Here is a 17,897-nt window from a genome sequence, read left to right as displayed (position 1 = left end):
CGCCGGGCATCGGTGCGCGATCGGTCGTGATCTTCGCCGGACGCGGCCCATGCTCCCATCGATACCCACTTCCCGGCAGATGGATCGCCGGAAACTCCCACGTGGATCGCTGGGAAGTAACGGATGCGTCGGTGACCTCCACGGAAACGACGGCCGGGAGTACGGTGGGACCCGACCGTTTCGGAGTGGTTCTGAGGTGAGTGCGGCGGTGCGGACCGTAGCTGTCCGTTCGCTCGCCGCTGCGACGACGAGATTCCGAGATACGAGGTGTGGACATGACCGCTGCCTGGCCCAGTTCGTTCAGCTCCTTCGACGATCTGTTCAATCGCTTCTTCGGCCCCGGAATGGCCGCGCAGCCACCGGTACAGCGCATCGACCTGGGGCGGCTGCTCAGCGACAGCGCCAAGGAGCTGATCGCGATCGCCCGCTCGGCCGCGCAGGACTGGGGTAATCCGGAAGTCACCGCCGAACATCTGCTCTATGCCGCCACCCAGGTCGAACCGTCGCGCGGGATCATCGGCCGGCTGGGCCGGGATCCGGACCAGGTCGCCGCGCAGATGCGCGGTGCCGTCGGCAGCGGAGAGGCCACCGCGGCCGCGGGCGGCCAAGTCGTCCTGGGACCCGGCGCCAAACTGGCCCTGCGCACCGCGCAGCGCAACGCCGCCGAGGCGGGATCCAGCTACATCGGCCCGGAGCACATTTTGCTGGGCATCGCCGACAATCCGGAAAGCCCTGCCGCGCAGGCTCTTTCGGGGGCCAAACTGCCCGTCGCCGAGGCGCAGAAGAAGCCCACCGACACACCGACGCTCGACGAATACGGCCGGGATCTGACTGCCGAGGCCCGCGCGGGCAAGGTCGACCCGGTCGTCGGCCGTGCTGAGGAGATCGAGCAGACCGTCGAAATCCTGTCCCGGCGGCGTAAGAACAACCCGGTACTCATCGGCGATCCCGGTGTCGGCAAGACCGCGATCGTCGAGGGCTTGGCGCAGCGCATCGTCAACGGCGATGTGCCCAGCACCCTGGCCGACCGGCGGGTGGTGGCCCTCGATGTGGGCTCGCTGGTGGCGGGCAGCAAATATCGTGGCGAATTCGAGGAGCGGCTGACCAAGATCCTCGACGAGGTCCGCGAGCACTCCGACGAGCTGGTGCTGTTCATCGACGAGTTGCACACCATCGTGGGCGCCGGCACCGGCGGTGAGGGCTCGATGGACGCGGGCAACCTGCTCAAACCGGCGCTGGCCCGCGGCGAACTCCATGCCATCGGCGCCACCACCGTCGACGAATACCGTCGTTACATCGAAAAGGACGCCGCCCTGGAACGCCGCTTCCAGCCGGTGCTGGTCCCGGAGCCGTCGGTGGCCGACACCATCGAAATCCTGCGCGGCCTTACCGATGCCTACGAGGAGCACCATCAGGTGCACTACGACGACGAGGCGCTGGTCGCCGCGGCGGAGCTTTCCGACCGCTACATCACCGACCGGTTCATGCCCGACAAGGCGATCGATCTGGTCGACCAGGCCGGCGCCCGGGTCCGGTTGCGCACCCGTATGCCGGGCCCGTATCTGCGTGCGGCACAGGAGGAATTGTCGCGCCTCGAGCGAGAGAAGGATGCCGCCGTCGCGGCCGAGGACTACGCCCGCGCGGACGAACTCAAGAGCGAGATCACCGCTGCCGAGGAACGGGTCGGCCACATCACCGGCGACGAGGCGCCGACGGTCACTCTCGACGACATCGCCGAGGTGGTGTCCAAGCAGACCGGAATTCCGGTGTCGGAGTTGACGGTCGAGGAACGGCAGCGCCTGCTGCAGTTGGAGGACGTGCTGCACAAGCGGGTGATCGGGCAGGACGAGGCGATCGTGGCCGTCGCCGAGGCGGTGCGCCGCGCCCGCGCCGGGATGAAGGATCCGAACCGTCCGATCGGCTCGTTCCTGTTCCTCGGCCCGACCGGTGTGGGCAAGACGGAATTGGCGAAAGCGCTGGCGGAGGCGGTATTCGGCGACGAGAACCGGCTGATCCGATTCGATATGAGCGAATTCCAGGAGAGGCACACGGTGTCCCGGCTGGTCGGCGCACCGCCCGGATATGTGGGCTACGAGGATGCCGCACAGCTCACCGACAAGGTTCGCCGCCAGCCGTATTCGGTGATCCTGTTCGACGAGGTGGAGAAGGCACATCCGGACGTCTTCAATGTGCTGCTGCAGTTGCTCGACGACGGGCGCGTCACCGACGCCAAGGGCCGCACGGTCGATTTCAAGAACACCATCGTGATCATGACCAGCAATATCGGTTCGGATCTGATCCTGAAAGCCACCTCGGCGGAACTCGACGACATCACCCCGCGGCTGATGGAACGGCTGCGACAGCATTTCCGGCCGGAATTCCTCAACCGCATCGACGAGACCATCGTGTTCCACCGGCTCGACCGGGAACAGCTGCGCCGCATCGTCGATCTGGTTCTCGACGGCCCCCGGCGTCGCCTGCGTGCCCAGGATATCGAGCTCGACGTCACCGACGCGGCGCGAGATTGGTTGTCCGAGAACGGTTATCAACCCGAATTCGGCGCTCGCCCGCTCCGCCGGACGGTGCAGAAGCAGCTGGAGAATCAGGTGTCGCGGCTGGTGCTCGGTGGCGAGCTGAACCCAGGCGACACCGTGCGCGTCGATGCGGACGAGTCCGGGCTGATCGTCTCCGCGGTGGCCGGATCCGGGGCCGAACGCTCACTCGACGGCTCCGTCAACGGTCAGAAGCCGACGGGAAAGAAAGCGAACGGTAAGGCCGATGCCAAGTCCGAGAAGAAGTCCGGAGCGAAATCCGGGAAGAGCTGACATCCGCCAGGGGTCCGGGTGGTGAGCTACCTGGCCGACCCGCGCGTCGACGCCTACATCGACGCGCTACCGGCGTGGCAGCGTGATATCGGCCGCGAGGTGCGATGCCGACATATTCCTTTACGACGGTGCGATGGTTCCCGATCCGGAGGGCATCATCACGGGTCGTCACGACAACACGACGGCGCGCACCGTGGCGATTCGCGAGGGGGAGAAGATCAACGCCCCCGCGTTGCCGGCAATGCTGCGGCAGATCATCGCGAACGATCGCGCGGGCGGTTGGCGCACACTGAAAAATGATGCGGCACCGGTGGATTGACGAGGCGCTGCGGCCGAAGGTGGTCAGTCCGGTACGCGTTCGGCACCGTGGCCACTCTCAGCCCGCCGTTGTCGTGTTCGCCTGGGCTTGCGCATAGACGCCGACGGTGAGTTCGCGCATGCATCTGACCACCAGCGGAGCCGGTCCGCTCGGGCGGATACCGGTTTCCGTTGCGGCCGAAGATGTTTCGGCAACACTACCCGGCTGTCCCACCGGGCCGTCGTCGTCGGCCCATTGCTCGAGTCCGATGCGGATCGCGCCGGCGGCGGCCGCGGCCAGGGTGCGCAGGCGCAGCGGATCGGTTTCCGGGGACAGTTTCGTCAGCAGTTCCAGCAGCGCGTGCTCACCGGTGAGGTTGACCCGGAACCAGACCGCGCGCAGGGCCGAGTCGTCGGCCATCGCGCGCAACAGGCCGCGGGTGATGTCGAGTTCGTCGCGGTCCACCACGTTCAGGGCGCGGATCGCGGCGGTCTCCAGTTCCGTGATGGTAGGCAACCGGTCCGGTCCATCGCCGAGGATGTCCAGCCAGCGAGACGCACCCGCCGACAGCATCGGTTCCACGGCATCCTCTTTGGTGCGGCAATAGCGATAGAAGGTGCGCAGGCCGACGCCGGAGGCGGCGGCGATCTGCTCGGCGGTGACCGCCGCGGTGCCACGCTCGGCGAACAAGCGAGCGGCGGTGTGGGCGATCTCCATCCGGGTCGCCGACTTGCGCCGCTCGGCCAGGTTCGGACGCGGCGATGCGGTGGCCGACGGGCCGGTTCTCGATTCGGGCATGAGTCACCTCCTGTCCGCACAGTCTAAGCGCGAATTGCTACTCTGGCACAACGTGCCACTTAGGCGTACTGTGTCAGTCGAATGGGAAAATCGCAGTTGAGGAGAGTTTCGCAATGGAGCGTTTCGCAGACCGCCGGGTTCTGATCACCGGCGCCGGATCCGGTATCGGCCGCGCCACCGTGCATCGCATCCTGTCCGAGGGCGGCACCGTGGTGGCCGCGGACGTCAACGAGGCGGGCCTGGCCGAAACCGCGAAGCGGGCCGCCGAGAAGGGCAGCGCCGATCGGCTGACCACCGTCACGATCGACATCTCCGACGAGTCCTCGGTGCAAGCTGGGGTCGCCACGGCCGTGGAGACCCTGGGCGGGCTGGACGCGCTGGTCAACGCGGCCGGCATCCTCCGCTCGGCGCACACCCACGAGATGTCGCTGGCCGACTGGAACCGCATCATCACCACCAACCTCACCGGCACCTTCCTGATGATCCGCGAATCGCTGCCCGCGCTGCTGGACAGTGGTCGCGGCGTAATCGTGAACTTCGCCTCCACCTCCACCTACTTCGCGCACCCGTATATGGCCGCCTATGCCGCGTCGAAGGGCGGCATCATGTCGATGACCCATGCGCTGGCCTCCGAATACTCCAAGCAGAACCTGCGTGCGGTGGCCGTGGCGCCCGGCTCGATCTCGAGCGATATGACCGACGGCCGCGGCCCGGGCCTGCCCGAGGACGCCGATTTCTCGCTGTTCACCAAGCTCATGCCGATGCTCGGCCAGGGTTTCGCCTCGCCCGATACGGTCGCCGGCGTGGTGGCCATGCTCGCCTCCGACGACGGCGCCTTCATCACCGGCACCGAGGTGCGCATCGACGGCGGCACCCACGCCTGATACGGCGAATCGGTCCGAGCCGTCCCGGTCATCGGGAAAGCCCGGACCGAAACGGAAACCTGTTCTATTGTGCTGGCGGGGCCGAAACCGGGAGGTGACCGCGATGGATCTGGTTGCGTTGGAAGAGATTCGTACGTTGAAATACCGCTATCTGCGGACGCTGGATCTGCGGGAGTGGGACGAGTTCGCCGATACCCTCGCCGCGGACGCGGTGGCCGATTACGGCTCGCCGTCGGGTGGTAAGCCGCTGCAGTTCGAGGGCCGCGACGCCATCGTCGGCTATCTCAGCGGCGCGATGACCGGAACCATGATCACCTCGCACGTGTGCAGTCACCCCGAGATCGCGGTGGACGGTGATTCCGCCTCCGGCAGTTGGTGTCTGGAGGATACGGTCATCGTTCCCGAGCACGGGATCATGATTCGCGGCGCCGCGTACTACCGCGACACCTATCGCCGTGAATCCGACGGCCGCTGGCGCATCACGAAGACCGGCTATCAGCGCAACTACGAGACGATGATGCCGCTGTCCTCGATTCAGGGATTCACCATCACCGCCAGCCGCTGGGACCCCAGCGTCACGCACTGACCCGACCGGCCGCTCAAGCCCGGGCGGTGCGCCGGATCGCGGTGGGAGTGCTGTCCCACCAGCGGCGCGCGCAGCGGGTCAGGGTGGCCTGTTCCGCGAGGCCGAGCAGTGAGGCGATCTGGCTCATCGGCAGATCCGTCGTCGTCAGATAGCGTCGGGCCTCACCGCGGCGCACATCGTCGACGATGGCGGCGAAGGTCGTGTGCTCGGCCGCCAGGCGGCGCTGCAGGGTGCGCGGATGGATCGTCAAAAGCCTTGCCACCGAATCGATCTGCGGTGCGGTCGTGCCCAGGAGCTGTTGCACTGCGGCCCGCACCCCCGGCACCGCGGAGGCGCCGGTATCGCCCGCCTGTTCGGCCAGGAACGCCACCGCCAGCCGGCGCAGATTCGCATCGCCGCCCGCGATCGCCCGGCTCGTGAGGTTGCTCGGCAGCCGAAGGATGGCCGCCGGTCGCTCGAAGCGCACCGGGACGCCGAAGAAGTTCTCGTAGGCCGCGCGCGGGCCCGGTGGGCGGTACGGCAGCTCCACCGAGCGCAGGCCGTACGGCCCGTCCACCAGCCGGATCAGGGTGCGATGGAGAAAGCCCAGGCCGAGATCGGTGCCCTGGACGGGTTGGGGAAACCCCGGTTCGACGCCGTAGCGCAGGGCCGTCACACCGCGGTCGCCGTAGGGATCGGGTTCGATGGTCAGGCTCAGCGAGCGCGCGTGCACGAATAGGTAGCGCGAGGTGCACTCCAGCGCGTCGGCCAGGGTCGGCGAGCTGCGGATGGCCAGCGCCAGTGGTCCCAGCATGCCGAGGTCCTGCCGGGCGGCGATCCGGAGGCCCAGATCGGGACACCGCAGCCGGTCGGCGGCGATCTCCAGTACCAGTGCCATCGCCTCGTCCGACACCAGCAGATCGTCGGCGTCCAGGGCGGCGATCGGATAACCGGCCGCGGCCGCGTATTCCTCCGCATTTCCCCCGAGTTCGGCCACGGTCGCGCGAAAACCGCGCAAACCGGCCGAGCGGATCACCGACATGTCATTCAGAATCAAATACTTGTCGCGCAAAGTCAAGAATGCCGGAGGCGGAACCGGGAGACTGGAACCATGACCGCAGTTGGTGAGTATGTCGACGTCGTCATCGTGGGCGCTGGTCTGTCCGGAATCGGCGCCGGCTACCGCGTGCAGACGGAATTGCCCGGAAAGTCCTATGCGATTCTCGAGGCGCGCGAGACCCTGGGTGGTACCTGGGACCTGTTCCGGTACCCTGGCATCCGCTCGGATTCGGACATGTTCACCCTCGGCTACCCGTTCGAGCCGTGGCGCGATGCCAAGTCGATCGCCGACGGTCCCTCGATTCTGCGCTACATCACCGAGACGGCACGCCGCTACGGGATCGACAAGCATATTCACTACGGCACCAAAGTCGTTGCGGCGCAATGGTCCAGCGCCGAGTCGCGATGGACGCTGACCCTGCGGCAGGGCGCTGCGGAGCGCACGCTGAGCTGCCGCTTCCTCTACTCCTGCGCCGGCTACTACGACTACGACCAGGGGCATGCGCCCGAATTCCCGGGCGTGGAGACATTTTCCGGCACCATGGTGCATCCGCAGTTCTGGCCGGAGGATCTCGATTACGCCGGCAAGAAGGTCGTGGTCATCGGCAGTGGCGCCACCGCCGTGACGCTGGTTCCGGCGATGGCCGAGCAGGCCGAACTGGTGACCATGCTGCAGCGTTCACCAACCTGGATCTCCGCGGTGCCCGGCCGCGACAAGCAGGCCGACAAGATTCGGGAACTGCTACCGGCGGGCTTGGCGCACCGGGTGATCCGCACGAAGAACATCCTGTTCAACGTCGGTTTCTATCAATACTGCCGGCGTCGTCCGCAGGCGGCGCGCAAGCTGCTCACCGGGCTGACCACTCGCATTCTCAAGGATGAGAAGGTGGTCGCCGAACACTTCACCCCGGAGTACAACCCGTGGGATCAGCGCCTGTGCGCGGCGCCGGACGCCGACTTCTTCAAGGCGATGCGCACGGGCAAGGCCGAGGTGGTCACCGATCACATCGATACCTTCGTGCCCGAGGGAATCCGGCTGACATCGGGCCGGGTGCTGCCCGCCGACATCGTCATCTCGGCGACCGGTCTGAAGCTGCTCGCCTTCGGCGGTATCACGCTGGAGGTCGACGGTGAGCCGGTGAACCTGTCCGACCGGTTCGTCTGGCAGGGAACGATGCTCACCGGCGTTCCCAACTTCGCGGTCTGCATCGGCTACACGAATGCGTCCTGGACGCTGCGCGCCGACCTGACCTCACGGCTGGTGTGCAGGGTGATCGCCCATATGGACCGGCGTGGCTACGAGGCGGTGGTGCCGCAGCCGCAGGGCGAGCTCACCGAACATCCCCTGCTCGACCTCGCTTCCGGCTATATCCAGCGGTCCATCGGCGACTTCCCGCGGCAGGGCGATCGGCATCCGTGGAAGGTGCGCCAGAACTACCTGCTGGATTCGGCCACCACCATGCGCACGAATCTGGACAAGACCCTGCAGCCGGTCCGGCGCACCGCGGTGCTGTCGAACGCCTGAGCGCCGCGCCGGTCCGGTCAGCTCGCCCAGGGGCCGAGCCCGCCGAACTTGTCGATCCGAATGCGGGTCAGCAGTCCCGGCGGTGCGTCGGCAGGAGGGAAGTCCAGACCCGGTGCGGCGAGCACGGCGGCCAGCTCCTTCAGCAGTTCGGGTGCCCCGCCCTCGACGATGCGCGCGGTGCCGGTGACCGACAGATACGGTCGCGTGAACTCGCTCGGCTGATCCGAGACGATGGTCAGCGCCACCCGCGGATCGCGGCGCACGTTGCGCACCTTCAGATATTCGCCGAGATGCGCGCTGACCAACTCGTCGCCCTCGGGAGTGGACTGCAACGCCACCCAGACGACGGAGATCTGCGGGCTGCCGTCGGCATTGAGGGTGACCAGGGTCGCGTTGGCACCGGCGCCGACGAATTCGCGCGCGGAATCGGGAAGTCGCATATCCGATGCGACGCCTGCGTGAATCATTTCATTCCCGCGGCGCGCGCACCGGCCGCACGGCTGGACGTGATGTCTGATTTCCGCCGGTATTCGATCCGGGGCTCCGGCAGATTGGGGAGCGTACGGATCGAATACCGAAAGGATCAGCAATGACGGTCTACACGACGACGGCGAGTCCGCTCGGCGAGCTCATGCTCGTCGGCGAGGTGCGCCCGGGTGGTGTCGCCCTCACCGTCCTGTCCATCGTGGGCGAGAAAGATGTTGTCGCACAAGCCGATTGGTCCGAGGTTCGCGCCCCGTTCGAATCTGTCGTCGATCAGCTCGACAGCTACTTCGCCGGGCAGCGCACCCGCTTCGAACTCGACTACGCGGTCGAGGGCAGCCAATTCCGCCGACGGGTGTGGCAGGCGCTCGACGACATCCCGTACGGCCGCACGGTGACCTACGGCGACATCGCCGCCCGGGTCGGTGCGCCGCGGGCAGCGGTGCGGGCTGTCGGGGCCGCGATCGGCGCCAACCCGGTTCTGATCGTGCGACCGTGCCATCGAGTGATCGGCGCGAACGGCCGCCTGACCGGCTACGCGGGCGGGATCGACCGCAAGCGGCAACTGCTGGAGCTCGAACATGCCGCGTGACAACGGTCCGGGAGCGACCGTGCCGGGGCTTACCGCGACGTCGTTCGGCGCTCGGGTGGATGCGCAGGACTGGACGCGGATCGCCGACGACCTCGACGAGCACGGGTACGCGCTCAGCGGGTGCCTGCTGAGCGCGGGTGAATGCCGCTCACTCGCTGCCCTGTACGCCGAGGACGACCGCTTCCGCTCCACCATCGAGATGTCGCGCCACCGTTTCGGGTCCGGCGAATATCGCTACTTCACCCACGATCTGCCTCCGGTGGTCTCCGAGTTGCGCGCCGCGCTGTATCCGAAACTGCTGCCCATCGCGCGGATGTGGGCGCAACGACTGGGCCGCCCGGGTTCGTGGCCGGACGGCCTGGACGACTGGATCTCCCAGTGCCACCGGGCCGGGCAGAACCGCTCGGCGCAAATTCTGCTGCGCTACGGCCCGGGCGATTGGAACGCGCTGCATCGAGACCTCTTCGGCGATATGATCTTTCCGCTGCAGGTGGTGATCGGACTGGATGCCGCCGGCTCGGACTACACCGGCGGCGAATTCCTGATGGTCGAACAGCGTCCGCGCGCCCAATCCCGCGGCGCGGCAATCACTCTGCCGCAGGGGCACGGGCTGGTCTTCACCACCCGGGAACGCCCGGTGCGGTCCACTCGCGGCTGGTCGGCCGCGCCCGTGCGCCACGGCGTGAGCGTGGTGCGCAGCGGGCACCGCCATACCCTCGGCCTGGTTTTCCACGATGCGTGAGGGCGGCATCGATGGGGTGAGGTCGATGGATGGTGAGGACGGTGCTCCGGCGCGGTATTTCATGCTGCTCGGCTCCGATGCCGTGCCGTACCGCAGCCCGACCGCGGGAACAGTCGGCGGGCATCGGCGTCAGCGCATCTACGGGCGGCTGGACTGTCCGGCGGCACTGCGCGCGCTGCGCCGCGGCAACTACGCCGCATACCGGGTGTTCTTCGCCGACGAGGCCACCGCCGTCGCCGCCGGATACCGGCCGTGCGCACGATGTCTGCCGGAGGCGTATCGGCGCTGGAAGTCCGAGCGCTCAGGTGCTGCGCTGCCGCCGCCGGATCGGCGGCCGCGGCGGACCGATGTGCCGGTGCACCAATTGCAGGGCGGCCAGCAGGATCAGCGAGAATCCGGTGGACAGGTAGTCCTCGGTCAGCACGCCGAGCACGGCCAGGCCGCCGAAGACCGGTAGTTCCAGCCAGGAGCACCAGGCCAGTAGTCGTAGCCGGGAGGCATGGGAATCGAGCCAGGCCAGGCCGTCGTCGACGATGTCGGCGGCCGTGTCGAACTCGACCAACCCGTCGCCGACCTGCACGAACCGATGTACCGCCTGCTCGCGACTGATCCGCCCCAGCCACACCTCGTCGATGAGCCGCTTACCTTCGACCGCGACTTCCGTGACGACCGCGTCCATTCTGCGCCAGTCCCTTTCCAGTTGGTCTCGCAAAGTGTAAGCGCCGCGAGCCGCAATCACCCCGCAATCCGGCATCCCCTCTGCTGGGTGGCGCCACACCGCCCCAGCCGGGAAGGTCCACGCTCCTCGGGCGATCAACGCGAATCGGACAGCGCCGCAGCGCGTGCGCGTCCGGCCGGGAGGCGCCGCCGAAAGGCCTGGCGACGAACGCGATTCGATATCGGACGCAATGATCGGTGGGTGTTCCGGCTTTTCCGAAATAAGGTATGGAATACCTTCCTGTGCAATGGTTTACCTAAATTCGGCCAGCCTTTCTTTGCTGGCGAGTAAACGGCGGCCGGGTTATTTTTGTCTGGTGCAAGCGGATACGGCGGTAATGGAGAGTGTGGTACGGCCGGAAACTCACGGGCAGGGTTTGTCGGTACGACTGAATTGGCTTCGGGCCGGGGTGCTGGGTGCCAACGACGGAATCGTCTCCGTCGCAGGGATTGTCGTGGGTGTGGCGGCGGCCACTACGTCGACGTCGGCGATCGTCACCGCGGGCGTCGCGGGACTCGCGGCGGGCGCGGTGTCGATGGCACTGGGCGAGTACGTGTCGGTCAGCACACAGCGCGACAGTGAGCGCGCGGTGCTGGCCATGGAACGGCGTGAACTCGCCGAGGACCCGGCGGGGGAACTTTCCGAGCTTGCCGCCATCTACGAGGGCAAGGGCCTGACGCCGGCCACCGCGTGGAAGGTCGCCGAGGAGTTGACGGCCAAGGATGCGTTCGCCGCCCACGCCGAGGCCGAATTGGGAATCGACCCGAGTGAACTGACCAACCCCTGGCATGCCGCGCTGTCGTCGGCCTCGGCGTTCACCGTCGGGGCCCTGCTGCCGCTGCTGGCAATGCTGGTACCGGCGGCGATCCGGGTTCCGGTCACCGCGACGGCGGTTCTGGTCGCACTGGCCGCGACCGGCGCCGTCGGCGCCCGTCTGGGGCAGGCGCCGGTGGGGCGCGCGACGATTCGCGTGCTGGCGGGCGGTGCGCTGGCGATGGCGACGACCTATGTGGTCGGCCACCTGGTCGGTATCGCGGTCTAGCGTGCGGTCGGGACGGCAGGCGAAATCAGTGGTTCCGGAACCGGTTTCCCACCCGCAGCCGGTCCATGACCGCGCGCATCTTGGCTTGCCGGTGCGGATCGCCGATCCGGAATTCGACGTGCACGACGGGATGGGATGCGTCGATCAGCGCCACGGTTTCGCGGTCCGTGGGGTGAGCAGCGCGGGGTGAAGCGGTCATAACTCCCAGTGTGCACCCGCGGCTATTTTCTGGCAATGTGTTCTGCCGCTCTGTCGCTTTCGAAACCCAATCGAAATGCTCGGCGATGCAGTCGCTTACACCGCCGCGCCGCTGCCGCTCACGGCCGGGAGCCCACCAGCTCCCGTTTGCGGGCCTCCCGGGCCAGCGCCCGGTCCCGCTGTTCTTCGAAACGCGCACAATCGTTTCGCAGTTTCTCCAGGAATTCGCCGAGGGCATTGCGCGCCCGGTCGCCGCGCGCGGTGAAGTCGTTGCGATCGAACACATTCCACTTGCGCAACACCGGCATCACCACGTCCTCCAGATGCTGACGCAGATCGTAGATTCCATGTTTGGCCATCAGCACGCCGTTGCGTCGCCAATCCGGCATTCCGGCGCCCGGCATCTGGAAATTGCACACGATATCGGCAATCGCCTCCAGCGCCTGGTCGGGCGCCAGATCCAAAGCCGCCGCGCACATATTGCGGTAGAAGATCATATGCAGGTTCTCGTCCGTGGAGATGCGCGCCAGCATGCGGTCGGCGACCGGATCGTCACAGACCTTCCCGGTGTTGCGGTGTGAGACCCGGGTGGCCAGTTCCTGAAAGGTCACATAGGCGACCGAGTGTAGGAATCCGGTGTCGGCCCGGTCCACCACGGCTGCCTTGCCGCTCTCGCGCACGAGTTTCATCGCGTCGTAGCCGTTGGTCATGTGGACCATCCGAGCCCGTTCCAGCGCCACGGGATCGACCGCGCGGGTGACGACCAGATAGTCGCGAATCGCGATGCCGTGCCGGTTCTCCTCGGCCGTCCAGCGCCCCACCCAGGTCCCCCAGGCGCCGTCGGCGGAGAAGTTCTCGGCGATCTCACGATGGTAGGACGGCAGATTGTCCTCGGTGAGAAGATTCGTGACCATCGCGGCGCGGGCCACCTCGCTCAGCCGTGACTGGGCGGGGTCCCAATCGGTTCCGCCGAGGGCGGCGAAATTGCGTCCCGCATCCCACGGGACGTAGTCGTGCGGATGCCACGTCTTCGCCATCGACAGATGCCGATGGACGTTGCTCTCCGCCACGGGCTCTAGTTCCAGCAGCAACTCGAGTTGGGTGAGATTCCTGACCACGGTGTTGCCCTTCCTCGTTGTGGATCGTCGTGCGACGCTGCGGGAAGAAACCGGTACAGTGCAGTCACGACCGGGTTGCCGGGTGGCACTCAGGGCTCCGCCGGTCGGGTTCGCCTCGCTAATGTAGCCGCTCCACCGCCACCGTTGTCGCTCCAGCTTGTATTCGCCGCAGTGTTGCCCCTGTTCCGCAGTGTTGCCTGTCGAAAGTGAGCCGAGAATGACGGTTTCCAGCCGTACGCGCTACCGCGATGTCGTCGTCACCAGCTTGGCCGCGACCACGTCCATCGCCGGTGATGTCGACTCGACGTGGAAGGGACTGCTGAACGGTGAGAGCGGAATCGACGTACTCGACGACGGTTTCATCGACCAGTTCGAACTCCCGGTCCGCATCGGCGGTCATCTCAAGGTCGTTCCGTCCACCGTTCTGAGCCGTGAGGAGACCCGCCGGCTGTCCTACGTCGAGCAGATGGCGCTGGTGCTGGGCCGCGAGGTGTGGCGCAACGCCGGTGCGCCCGAGGTCGATCCGGAGCGGCTCGGCGTCTCCATCGGCACCGGGCTCGGTGGTGCGGAGGCGCTCATCGACGTCAAGGACAAGATGGCCAACGGCGGATATCGCCGGGTCAGCCCGCTCGCGGTCCAGATGATCATGCCCAACGGCGCGGCCGCGGTGGTCGGGCTGGAATTGGGCGCCAAAGCCGGTATCGCGACCCCCGTTTCGGCGTGTTCCTCGGGGTCGGAGGCCATCGCCAACGCGTGGAAGATGATCGTGATGGGCGATGCCGACGTGGTCGTGGCCGGCGGTGTGGAGGGGTCGATTCAGGCCGTGCCGATCGCCGCGTTCACCATGATGCGCGCCATGAGTACGCGCAACGACGACCCGAAACGCGCCTCGCGTCCCTTCGACACCGATCGCGACGGATTTGTCTTCGGTGAGGCCGGCGCGATGATGGTGCTCGAATCCGAGGAACACGCCCGGGCTCGCGGCGCCGTCGTGCACGCCCGGCTGCTCGGCGCCGGTCTCACTTCCGACGGTTTCCACCTGGTGGCGCCGGATCCGGACGGCAAGGGCGCGGCGCGGGCCATCACCCGCGCGCTGCAGACCGCCGGTTTGTCGAAAACCGATGTGGGACATGTGAACGCGCACGCCACCGCCACCCCGATCGGCGATACCGCGGAGGCCCGTGCCATCGCCGCGGCGGTCGGCAGCCACGCCTCGGTCTATGCACCGAAATCTGCGCTGGGACATTCCATCGGCGCCGTCGGGGCCCTGGAATCGGTGCTCACGGTGCTGTCCATTCGCGACGGCCTCGTCCCGCCCACGCTCAACCTGGACAACCAGGATCCGGATGTCGATCTGGACATCGTCAAGGGTCAGGCCCGGCCCGGGCGGATCGACTACGCGGTCAACAATTCCTTCGGATTCGGCGGCCACAACGTGTCGTTGACCTTCGGACGGTACTGAGTTGCCCCCGCCGGAGCCCCGCCGAGGGCGGGCTCCGGGCTTTCGTTCCTGCGTGACTGTTCGTGCGTGACGTGCGTGCGTGAAAAGGATAAGGGAATGATCGGCGAGACCTTCGATGACTATCTGGACGAACACGGCAACATCAAGATTCTGGGCGATGCGACCCTGATCGATTTCGTCGACAAGCACAGTGCGGCGAACGGGGACGAGCTGGCCTACCGCTACATCGACTATTCGCGCGAGCGCGACGGTGAGTACCACGAGCTCACCTGGCGTCAGTTCGGTGCGCGGTTGCGGGCGGTGGCGGCCCGGTTGCAGCAGGTGACCCGGCCGCGCGATCGAGTGGCCATTCTGGCGCCGCAGGGCCTGGACTACGTGGTGGCGATGTTCGCGGCGGTGTACGCGGGCAATATCGCTGTACCGCTGTTCGATCCGGAGGAACCCGGCCACACCGACCGGCTGCACGCCGTACTCGGCGACTGCCGGCCGACCGCGATTCTGACCGCGAGTTCCGCGGGGGCCGGGGTGCGGGAGTTCTTCCGCGGCATGCCGGCGCGACAGCGTCCGCGCATCATCGCGGTCGACGCGATTCCCGACAGCGTCGGCGCGGGCTGGACCGAACCGGATATCAACATCGACAGCGTCGCGTATCTGCAGTACACCTCCGGTTCCACCCGCACGCCCGCCGGCGTGGAGATCACGCATCGCTCGGTCGGGACCAATCTGTTGCAGATGATCGACGCGCTCGGCATCGACGAAACAGCTCGTGGCGTCACTTGGTTGCCGCTGTTCCACGATATGGGTTTGCTGTGTGTGATCCTGCCGGCGATCGGCGGCAAGTTCATCACCATCATGTCGCCGAGTGCGTTCGTCCGGCGGCCCTATCGCTGGATCAAGGAGTTGGCCGCCGCCTCGGACGGCGCCGCGACCTATGCCGCCGCACCGAATTTCGCGTTCGAACACGCCGCGGCGCGCGGACGGCCGAAGGCGGGCGAGCACCTCGATCTGTCGAATGTAATCGGTCTGATCAACGGCAGCGAGCCGGTGTCGGTGTCGTCGATGGCGAAATTCAACGAGGCCTTCATGCCCTACGGATTGCCGAAGACGGCGATCAAGCCGTGTTACGGGATGGCCGAGGCCACCCTGTTCGTGTCGGCCACCCGGCGCGAGGACGCCGCGCGGGTCGTCTACGCCGACCGCACCCGCCTCAATGCCGGACACCTGGTAGAGGTCGTGCCGGATGCGGAAGACGCCGTGGCACAGGTGTCCTGCGGGTATGTGGCGCGTTCACAGTGGGCGGTGATCGTCGACGACAACGGCGCCGAACTGCCGGACGGCCGGGTGGGCGAGATCTGGTTGCACGGGGAGAACATGGGCATCGGCTACTGGGGTCGTGCCGAGGAAACCGAGGCGACCTTCCGCAACCGGCTCAGCGCCCGGCAGCCCGCCGGCAGCCATGCCGAAGGCACTGCGCCGCAGGCGTATTGGATGCGCACCGGGGACTACGGCGTGTATCACGACGGCGAGTTGTACATTACGGGGCGGGTCAAGGATCTGGTGATCGTCGACGGGCGCAACCACTATCCGCAGGATCTGGAGATGTCGGCACAGGAGTCGTCGACCGCATTGCGGCCGGGTTTTGTCGCGGCCTTCTCGGTGCGCGGTGACGAGCTGCCCGCCGAGCTCGCCGGCTCCGGGGCGGGAGGCGAACATCTGGTAATCGTCGCCGAACGGGGAAGTGGCGCAGCGAAACTCGATGTGGGACCGGTGGCAGAGGCGGTGCGGTCGGCGATTTCGGCGCGCCACGGGGTCACCGTGCGCGAACTGCTCCTGGTCCCGGCCGGATCGATTCCGCGCACGTCGAGCGGGAAGATCGCCCGACGTGCTTGTAAGACCGCATATCTGACGGGAACGCTGCGCGGCGGCCACCGGCAGCTGGCCTTCCCGGACGTCTCCGACGACTTAGCCGCGGCGGAGCGGGCGGCCGATTAGGTGAGGCAATCCTCGTGTGCCCGTTGAGATGTCCTCTGGGCACCGGATTGTCCGGTACTTGTCCGTCGGCGACGTCCCATTGCGGAGTTACCGTGTAGCTACATCAACATGTAGAACCGGATATGGGGCAATGTCATGGAGTTGTCTACCGATTATCTCATTGTGGTGATGGCACATTCGGCGCCCACCCGGCCCTTGACAGTGGAACGTGCGCATCAGGTGATGCAGTTGCACACCGATTGTTCGACCGACGGCTGCGGTATCAAGCAGGCGGCGTTCGACGCGCTGGTGACCGCCGGGCATATCGTGCCCGACAGTTGCCGGCGCCGCGGGTAGCGTGCGTCGGTCGGCGTCGGGGACGCCGACCGGCACGCGTGAGCCGTTCGATCGTCAGAGTCGTTCGATGACGGTGGCGTTGGCGAGGCCACCGGCCTCGCACATGGTCATCAGTCCGTAGCGGCCGCCCGACTGTTCGAGGTGGTTGACCAGCGTCGCGAGGATACGGATGCCCGAGGCGCCGAGCGGATGCCCCAGCGCGATGGCGCCGCCGCGGGGGTTCAGCTTGGCCGGGTCGGCGTTCAGTTCGTGCGCCCACACCAGCGGGACCGGCGCGAAGGCCTCGTTCACCTCGTAGGCGTCGATGTCGTCGATCGACAGACCGCCGCGCGCCAGCACTTTCCGGGTCGCGGGGACGACCGCCGTCAGCATCAGCAGCGGATCGTCGCCGGTGACGGCGAAGGAATGGAAGCGGGCGCGCGGGCGCAGGCCGAGTGCGGTGGCCTTCTCCTCACTCATGATGAGTGCCGCGGAGGCGCCGTCGGTGAGCGGCGAGGAGTTGCCCGGCGTGATGGACCACTCGATCTCGGGGAAGCGGGCCAGGTACTGGTCGTCGGCGAAGGCGGGACGCAGACCGGCCAAACCCTCGACCGTGGTGGACGGGCGGATGGTCTCGTCGGCCTGCAGGGTTCCGGCCGTGACGATCTCGCGATCGAACCCGCCCGCAGTGGCGGTCTCGGCGGCCAGCCGGTGCGATCGGGCCGCGAATTCGTCCAGTGCGGCGCGGTCGAACTTCCACCGCGCGGCGATCAACTCTGCCGAAATACCTTGCTGCACAAGACCTTCGGGATAGCGGTGGGCGATCGGTCCGCGATTGGCGTCGGCGCCCTGGCCGTTGGAGAACATCGGGACCCGCGACATCGACTCCACACCGCAGGCGATGGCGATGTCGTAGGCGCCGGCGATCACCCCCTGAGCGGCGAAGTGCGCGGCCTGCTGGCTGGAGCCGCACTGGCGGTCCACGGTGGTAGCGGGGACGGCCTCCGGAAATCCGGCCGCGAGCACCGCCGTGCGGCCGATGTTGAACGCCTGTTCCCCGCTCTGCGTCACACAGCCGGCGATCACGTCGTCGACCAGCGCCGGATCCAGGTCGTTGCGTGCGACCAGGTCGGTGAGCACTCCGGCCAGCAGGGTGGCCGGGTGGACCTGGGACAGGCCGCCACCGGTTTTTCCCTTACCGGACGGGGTCCGGACGACATCGACGACGACTGCCGTGGTCATAGCCACTCCGATCGATAACAGTTACTCGAGGTTCTGATA

General features: G+C 67.1%; 18 protein-coding genes and 1 pseudogene. 13 read left to right on the top strand and 6 right to left on the bottom strand.

The genetic code is table 11. The features are described from left to right. Positions 1-275 precede the first annotated feature (275 nt). On the top strand, positions 276-2,825 hold the full coding sequence (locus C5E41_RS28710) for an ATP-dependent Clp protease ATP-binding subunit (protein WP_104378853.1): 2,550 nt from the start codon (positions 276-278) through the stop codon (positions 2,823-2,825). A gap of 133 nt (positions 2,826-2,958) precedes the next feature. Continuing rightward, complete coding sequence (locus C5E41_RS34590; RefSeq protein WP_219823277.1) at positions 2,959-3,144, top strand: hypothetical protein; 186 nt, start codon at positions 2,959-2,961, stop codon at positions 3,142-3,144. A gap of 57 nt (positions 3,145-3,201) precedes the next feature. Here the strand turns inward: C5E41_RS34590 and C5E41_RS28700 are convergent, their stop codons facing one another. Continuing rightward, positions 3,202-3,921 carry a TetR/AcrR family transcriptional regulator gene (locus tag C5E41_RS28700; protein WP_104378852.1) on the bottom strand — a complete coding sequence of 240 codons (720 nt, stop codon included), beginning with the start codon at positions 3,919-3,921 and terminating at the stop codon, positions 3,202-3,204. A gap of 113 nt (positions 3,922-4,034) precedes the next feature. Between C5E41_RS28700 and C5E41_RS28695 the strand changes: the two genes are divergently transcribed. Both C5E41_RS28695 and C5E41_RS28690 read left to right on the top strand, forming a co-directional pair. Next, positions 4,035-4,805, top strand: coding sequence for an SDR family NAD(P)-dependent oxidoreductase (locus tag C5E41_RS28695; protein WP_104378851.1), 771 nt, complete (start codon positions 4,035-4,037; stop codon positions 4,803-4,805). 103 nt (positions 4,806-4,908) lie between these two features. Beyond that, positions 4,909-5,391: a nuclear transport factor 2 family protein gene (locus C5E41_RS28690; protein ID WP_104378883.1), complete on the top strand. Its 483-nt coding sequence runs from the start codon at positions 4,909-4,911 to the stop codon at positions 5,389-5,391. 13 nt (positions 5,392-5,404) lie between these two features. Here the strand turns inward: C5E41_RS28690 and C5E41_RS28685 are convergent, their stop codons facing one another. Continuing rightward, complete coding sequence (locus tag C5E41_RS28685) at positions 5,405-6,412, bottom strand: AraC family transcriptional regulator (RefSeq protein WP_104378882.1); 1,008 nt, start codon at positions 6,410-6,412, stop codon at positions 5,405-5,407. A 69-nt stretch (positions 6,413-6,481) separates the two neighbouring features. On the opposite strand from C5E41_RS28685, the gene C5E41_RS28680 reads away from it, so the two are divergent. Then, positions 6,482-7,954: a flavin-containing monooxygenase gene (locus C5E41_RS28680; protein ID WP_104378850.1), complete on the top strand. Its 1,473-nt coding sequence runs from the start codon at positions 6,482-6,484 to the stop codon at positions 7,952-7,954. A gap of 17 nt (positions 7,955-7,971) precedes the next feature. On the opposite strand, the gene C5E41_RS28675 is transcribed toward C5E41_RS28680, so the two are convergent. Continuing rightward, positions 7,972-8,394 carry a PPOX class F420-dependent oxidoreductase gene (locus C5E41_RS28675; RefSeq protein ID WP_104378849.1) on the bottom strand — a complete coding sequence of 141 codons (423 nt, stop codon included), beginning with the start codon at positions 8,392-8,394 and terminating at the stop codon, positions 7,972-7,974. 149 nt (positions 8,395-8,543) lie between these two features. Between C5E41_RS28675 and C5E41_RS28670 the strand changes: the two genes are divergently transcribed. The 5 genes and pseudogenes from C5E41_RS28670 to C5E41_RS28655 all read left to right on the top strand — a co-directional run bounded on the left by C5E41_RS28670 (position 8,544) and on the right by C5E41_RS28655 (position 11,531). Next, a complete protein-coding gene (locus C5E41_RS28670; RefSeq protein ID WP_104378848.1) occupies positions 8,544-9,029 on the top strand; it encodes a methylated-DNA--[protein]-cysteine S-methyltransferase in 486 nt (161 codons plus the stop codon). Then, positions 9,019-9,771: a 2OG-Fe(II) oxygenase gene (locus C5E41_RS28665; protein WP_104378847.1), complete on the top strand. Its 753-nt coding sequence runs from the start codon at positions 9,019-9,021 to the stop codon at positions 9,769-9,771. The genes C5E41_RS28670 and C5E41_RS28665 overlap by 11 nt, the downstream gene beginning before the upstream one ends. A gap of 25 nt (positions 9,772-9,796) precedes the next feature. Then, a pseudogene (locus C5E41_RS35460) lies at positions 9,797-10,072 on the top strand (Ada metal-binding domain-containing protein); the annotation flags it as partial. Between the two features lie 198 nt (positions 10,073-10,270). Next, entirely contained in the window at positions 10,271-10,780 is a 510-nt protein-coding gene (locus C5E41_RS34585; protein ID WP_146099151.1) for a hypothetical protein, read from the top strand. Between the two features lie 46 nt (positions 10,781-10,826). Continuing rightward, entirely contained in the window at positions 10,827-11,531 is a 705-nt protein-coding gene (locus C5E41_RS28655) for a VIT1/CCC1 transporter family protein (RefSeq protein ID WP_104378845.1), read from the top strand. Between the two features lie 25 nt (positions 11,532-11,556). Here the strand turns inward: C5E41_RS28655 and C5E41_RS34185 are convergent, their stop codons facing one another. Next, positions 11,557-11,730: a hypothetical protein gene (locus C5E41_RS34185; RefSeq protein ID WP_181063468.1), complete on the bottom strand. Its 174-nt coding sequence runs from the start codon at positions 11,728-11,730 to the stop codon at positions 11,557-11,559. Positions 11,731-11,848: 118 nt separating this feature from the next. Continuing rightward, positions 11,849-12,847, bottom strand: coding sequence for an acyl-ACP desaturase (locus tag C5E41_RS28650; RefSeq protein ID WP_104378844.1), 999 nt, complete (start codon positions 12,845-12,847; stop codon positions 11,849-11,851). A 217-nt stretch (positions 12,848-13,064) separates the two neighbouring features. Between C5E41_RS28650 and C5E41_RS28645 the strand changes: the two genes are divergently transcribed. The 3 genes from C5E41_RS28645 (at position 13,065) to C5E41_RS28635 (ending at position 16,637) form a co-directional block, all read left to right on the top strand. Then, positions 13,065-14,309: a KasA/KasB family beta-ketoacyl-ACP synthase gene (locus C5E41_RS28645; protein ID WP_104378843.1), complete on the top strand. Its 1,245-nt coding sequence runs from the start codon at positions 13,065-13,067 to the stop codon at positions 14,307-14,309. Positions 14,310-14,408: 99 nt separating this feature from the next. Further along, complete coding sequence (fadD32, locus tag C5E41_RS28640) at positions 14,409-16,301, top strand: long-chain-fatty-acid--AMP ligase FadD32 (RefSeq protein WP_104378881.1); 1,893 nt, start codon at positions 14,409-14,411, stop codon at positions 16,299-16,301. Positions 16,302-16,436: 135 nt separating this feature from the next. Further along, positions 16,437-16,637, top strand: coding sequence for a hypothetical protein (locus C5E41_RS28635; protein WP_030516058.1), 201 nt, complete (start codon positions 16,437-16,439; stop codon positions 16,635-16,637). Positions 16,638-16,691: 54 nt separating this feature from the next. Here C5E41_RS28635 and C5E41_RS28630 read toward each other — a convergent pair whose 3' ends face one another. Beyond that, complete coding sequence (locus C5E41_RS28630; protein WP_104378842.1) at positions 16,692-17,858, bottom strand: thiolase family protein; 1,167 nt, start codon at positions 17,856-17,858, stop codon at positions 16,692-16,694. Positions 17,859-17,897 lie beyond the last annotated feature (39 nt).

This window comes from Nocardia nova, assembly GCF_002933465.1.
GTDB classification, from domain to species: domain Bacteria; phylum Actinomycetota; class Actinomycetes; order Mycobacteriales; family Mycobacteriaceae; genus Nocardia; species Nocardia nova_B.
The sequence above is the reverse complement of the archived record's forward strand: the minus strand, read 5'-3'. Positions and strand labels throughout refer to the sequence as shown.

Excerpts from the sequence above, each read along its gene's own strand:
- C5E41_RS28710 (WP_104378853.1), top strand. The coding sequence starts at position 276 with ATGACCGCTGCCTGGCCCAGTTCGTTCAGCTCCTTCGACGATCTGTTC.
- C5E41_RS34590 (WP_219823277.1), top strand. The coding sequence starts at position 2,959 with ATGGTTCCCGATCCGGAGGGCATCATCACGGGTCGTCACGACAACACG.
- C5E41_RS28700 (WP_104378852.1), bottom strand. The coding sequence starts at position 3,921 with ATGCCCGAATCGAGAACCGGCCCGTCGGCCACCGCATCGCCGCGTCCG.
- C5E41_RS28695 (WP_104378851.1), top strand. The coding sequence starts at position 4,035 with ATGGAGCGTTTCGCAGACCGCCGGGTTCTGATCACCGGCGCCGGATCC.
- C5E41_RS28690 (WP_104378883.1), top strand. The coding sequence starts at position 4,909 with ATGGATCTGGTTGCGTTGGAAGAGATTCGTACGTTGAAATACCGCTAT.
- C5E41_RS28685 (WP_104378882.1), bottom strand. The coding sequence starts at position 6,412 with ATGTCGGTGATCCGCTCGGCCGGTTTGCGCGGTTTTCGCGCGACCGTG.
- C5E41_RS28680 (WP_104378850.1), top strand. The coding sequence starts at position 6,482 with ATGACCGCAGTTGGTGAGTATGTCGACGTCGTCATCGTGGGCGCTGGT.
- C5E41_RS28675 (WP_104378849.1), bottom strand. The coding sequence starts at position 8,394 with ATGCGACTTCCCGATTCCGCGCGCGAATTCGTCGGCGCCGGTGCCAAC.
- C5E41_RS28670 (WP_104378848.1), top strand. The coding sequence starts at position 8,544 with ATGACGGTCTACACGACGACGGCGAGTCCGCTCGGCGAGCTCATGCTC.
- C5E41_RS28665 (WP_104378847.1), top strand. The coding sequence starts at position 9,019 with ATGCCGCGTGACAACGGTCCGGGAGCGACCGTGCCGGGGCTTACCGCG.
- C5E41_RS34585 (WP_146099151.1), top strand. The coding sequence starts at position 10,271 with ATGGGAATCGAGCCAGGCCAGGCCGTCGTCGACGATGTCGGCGGCCGT.
- C5E41_RS28655 (WP_104378845.1), top strand. The coding sequence starts at position 10,827 with ATGGAGAGTGTGGTACGGCCGGAAACTCACGGGCAGGGTTTGTCGGTA.
- C5E41_RS34185 (WP_181063468.1), bottom strand. The coding sequence starts at position 11,730 with ATGACCGCTTCACCCCGCGCTGCTCACCCCACGGACCGCGAAACCGTG.
- C5E41_RS28645 (WP_104378843.1), top strand. The coding sequence starts at position 13,065 with ATGACGGTTTCCAGCCGTACGCGCTACCGCGATGTCGTCGTCACCAGC.
- C5E41_RS28635 (WP_030516058.1), top strand. The coding sequence starts at position 16,437 with ATGGAGTTGTCTACCGATTATCTCATTGTGGTGATGGCACATTCGGCG.
- C5E41_RS28630 (WP_104378842.1), bottom strand. The coding sequence starts at position 17,858 with ATGACCACGGCAGTCGTCGTCGATGTCGTCCGGACCCCGTCCGGTAAG.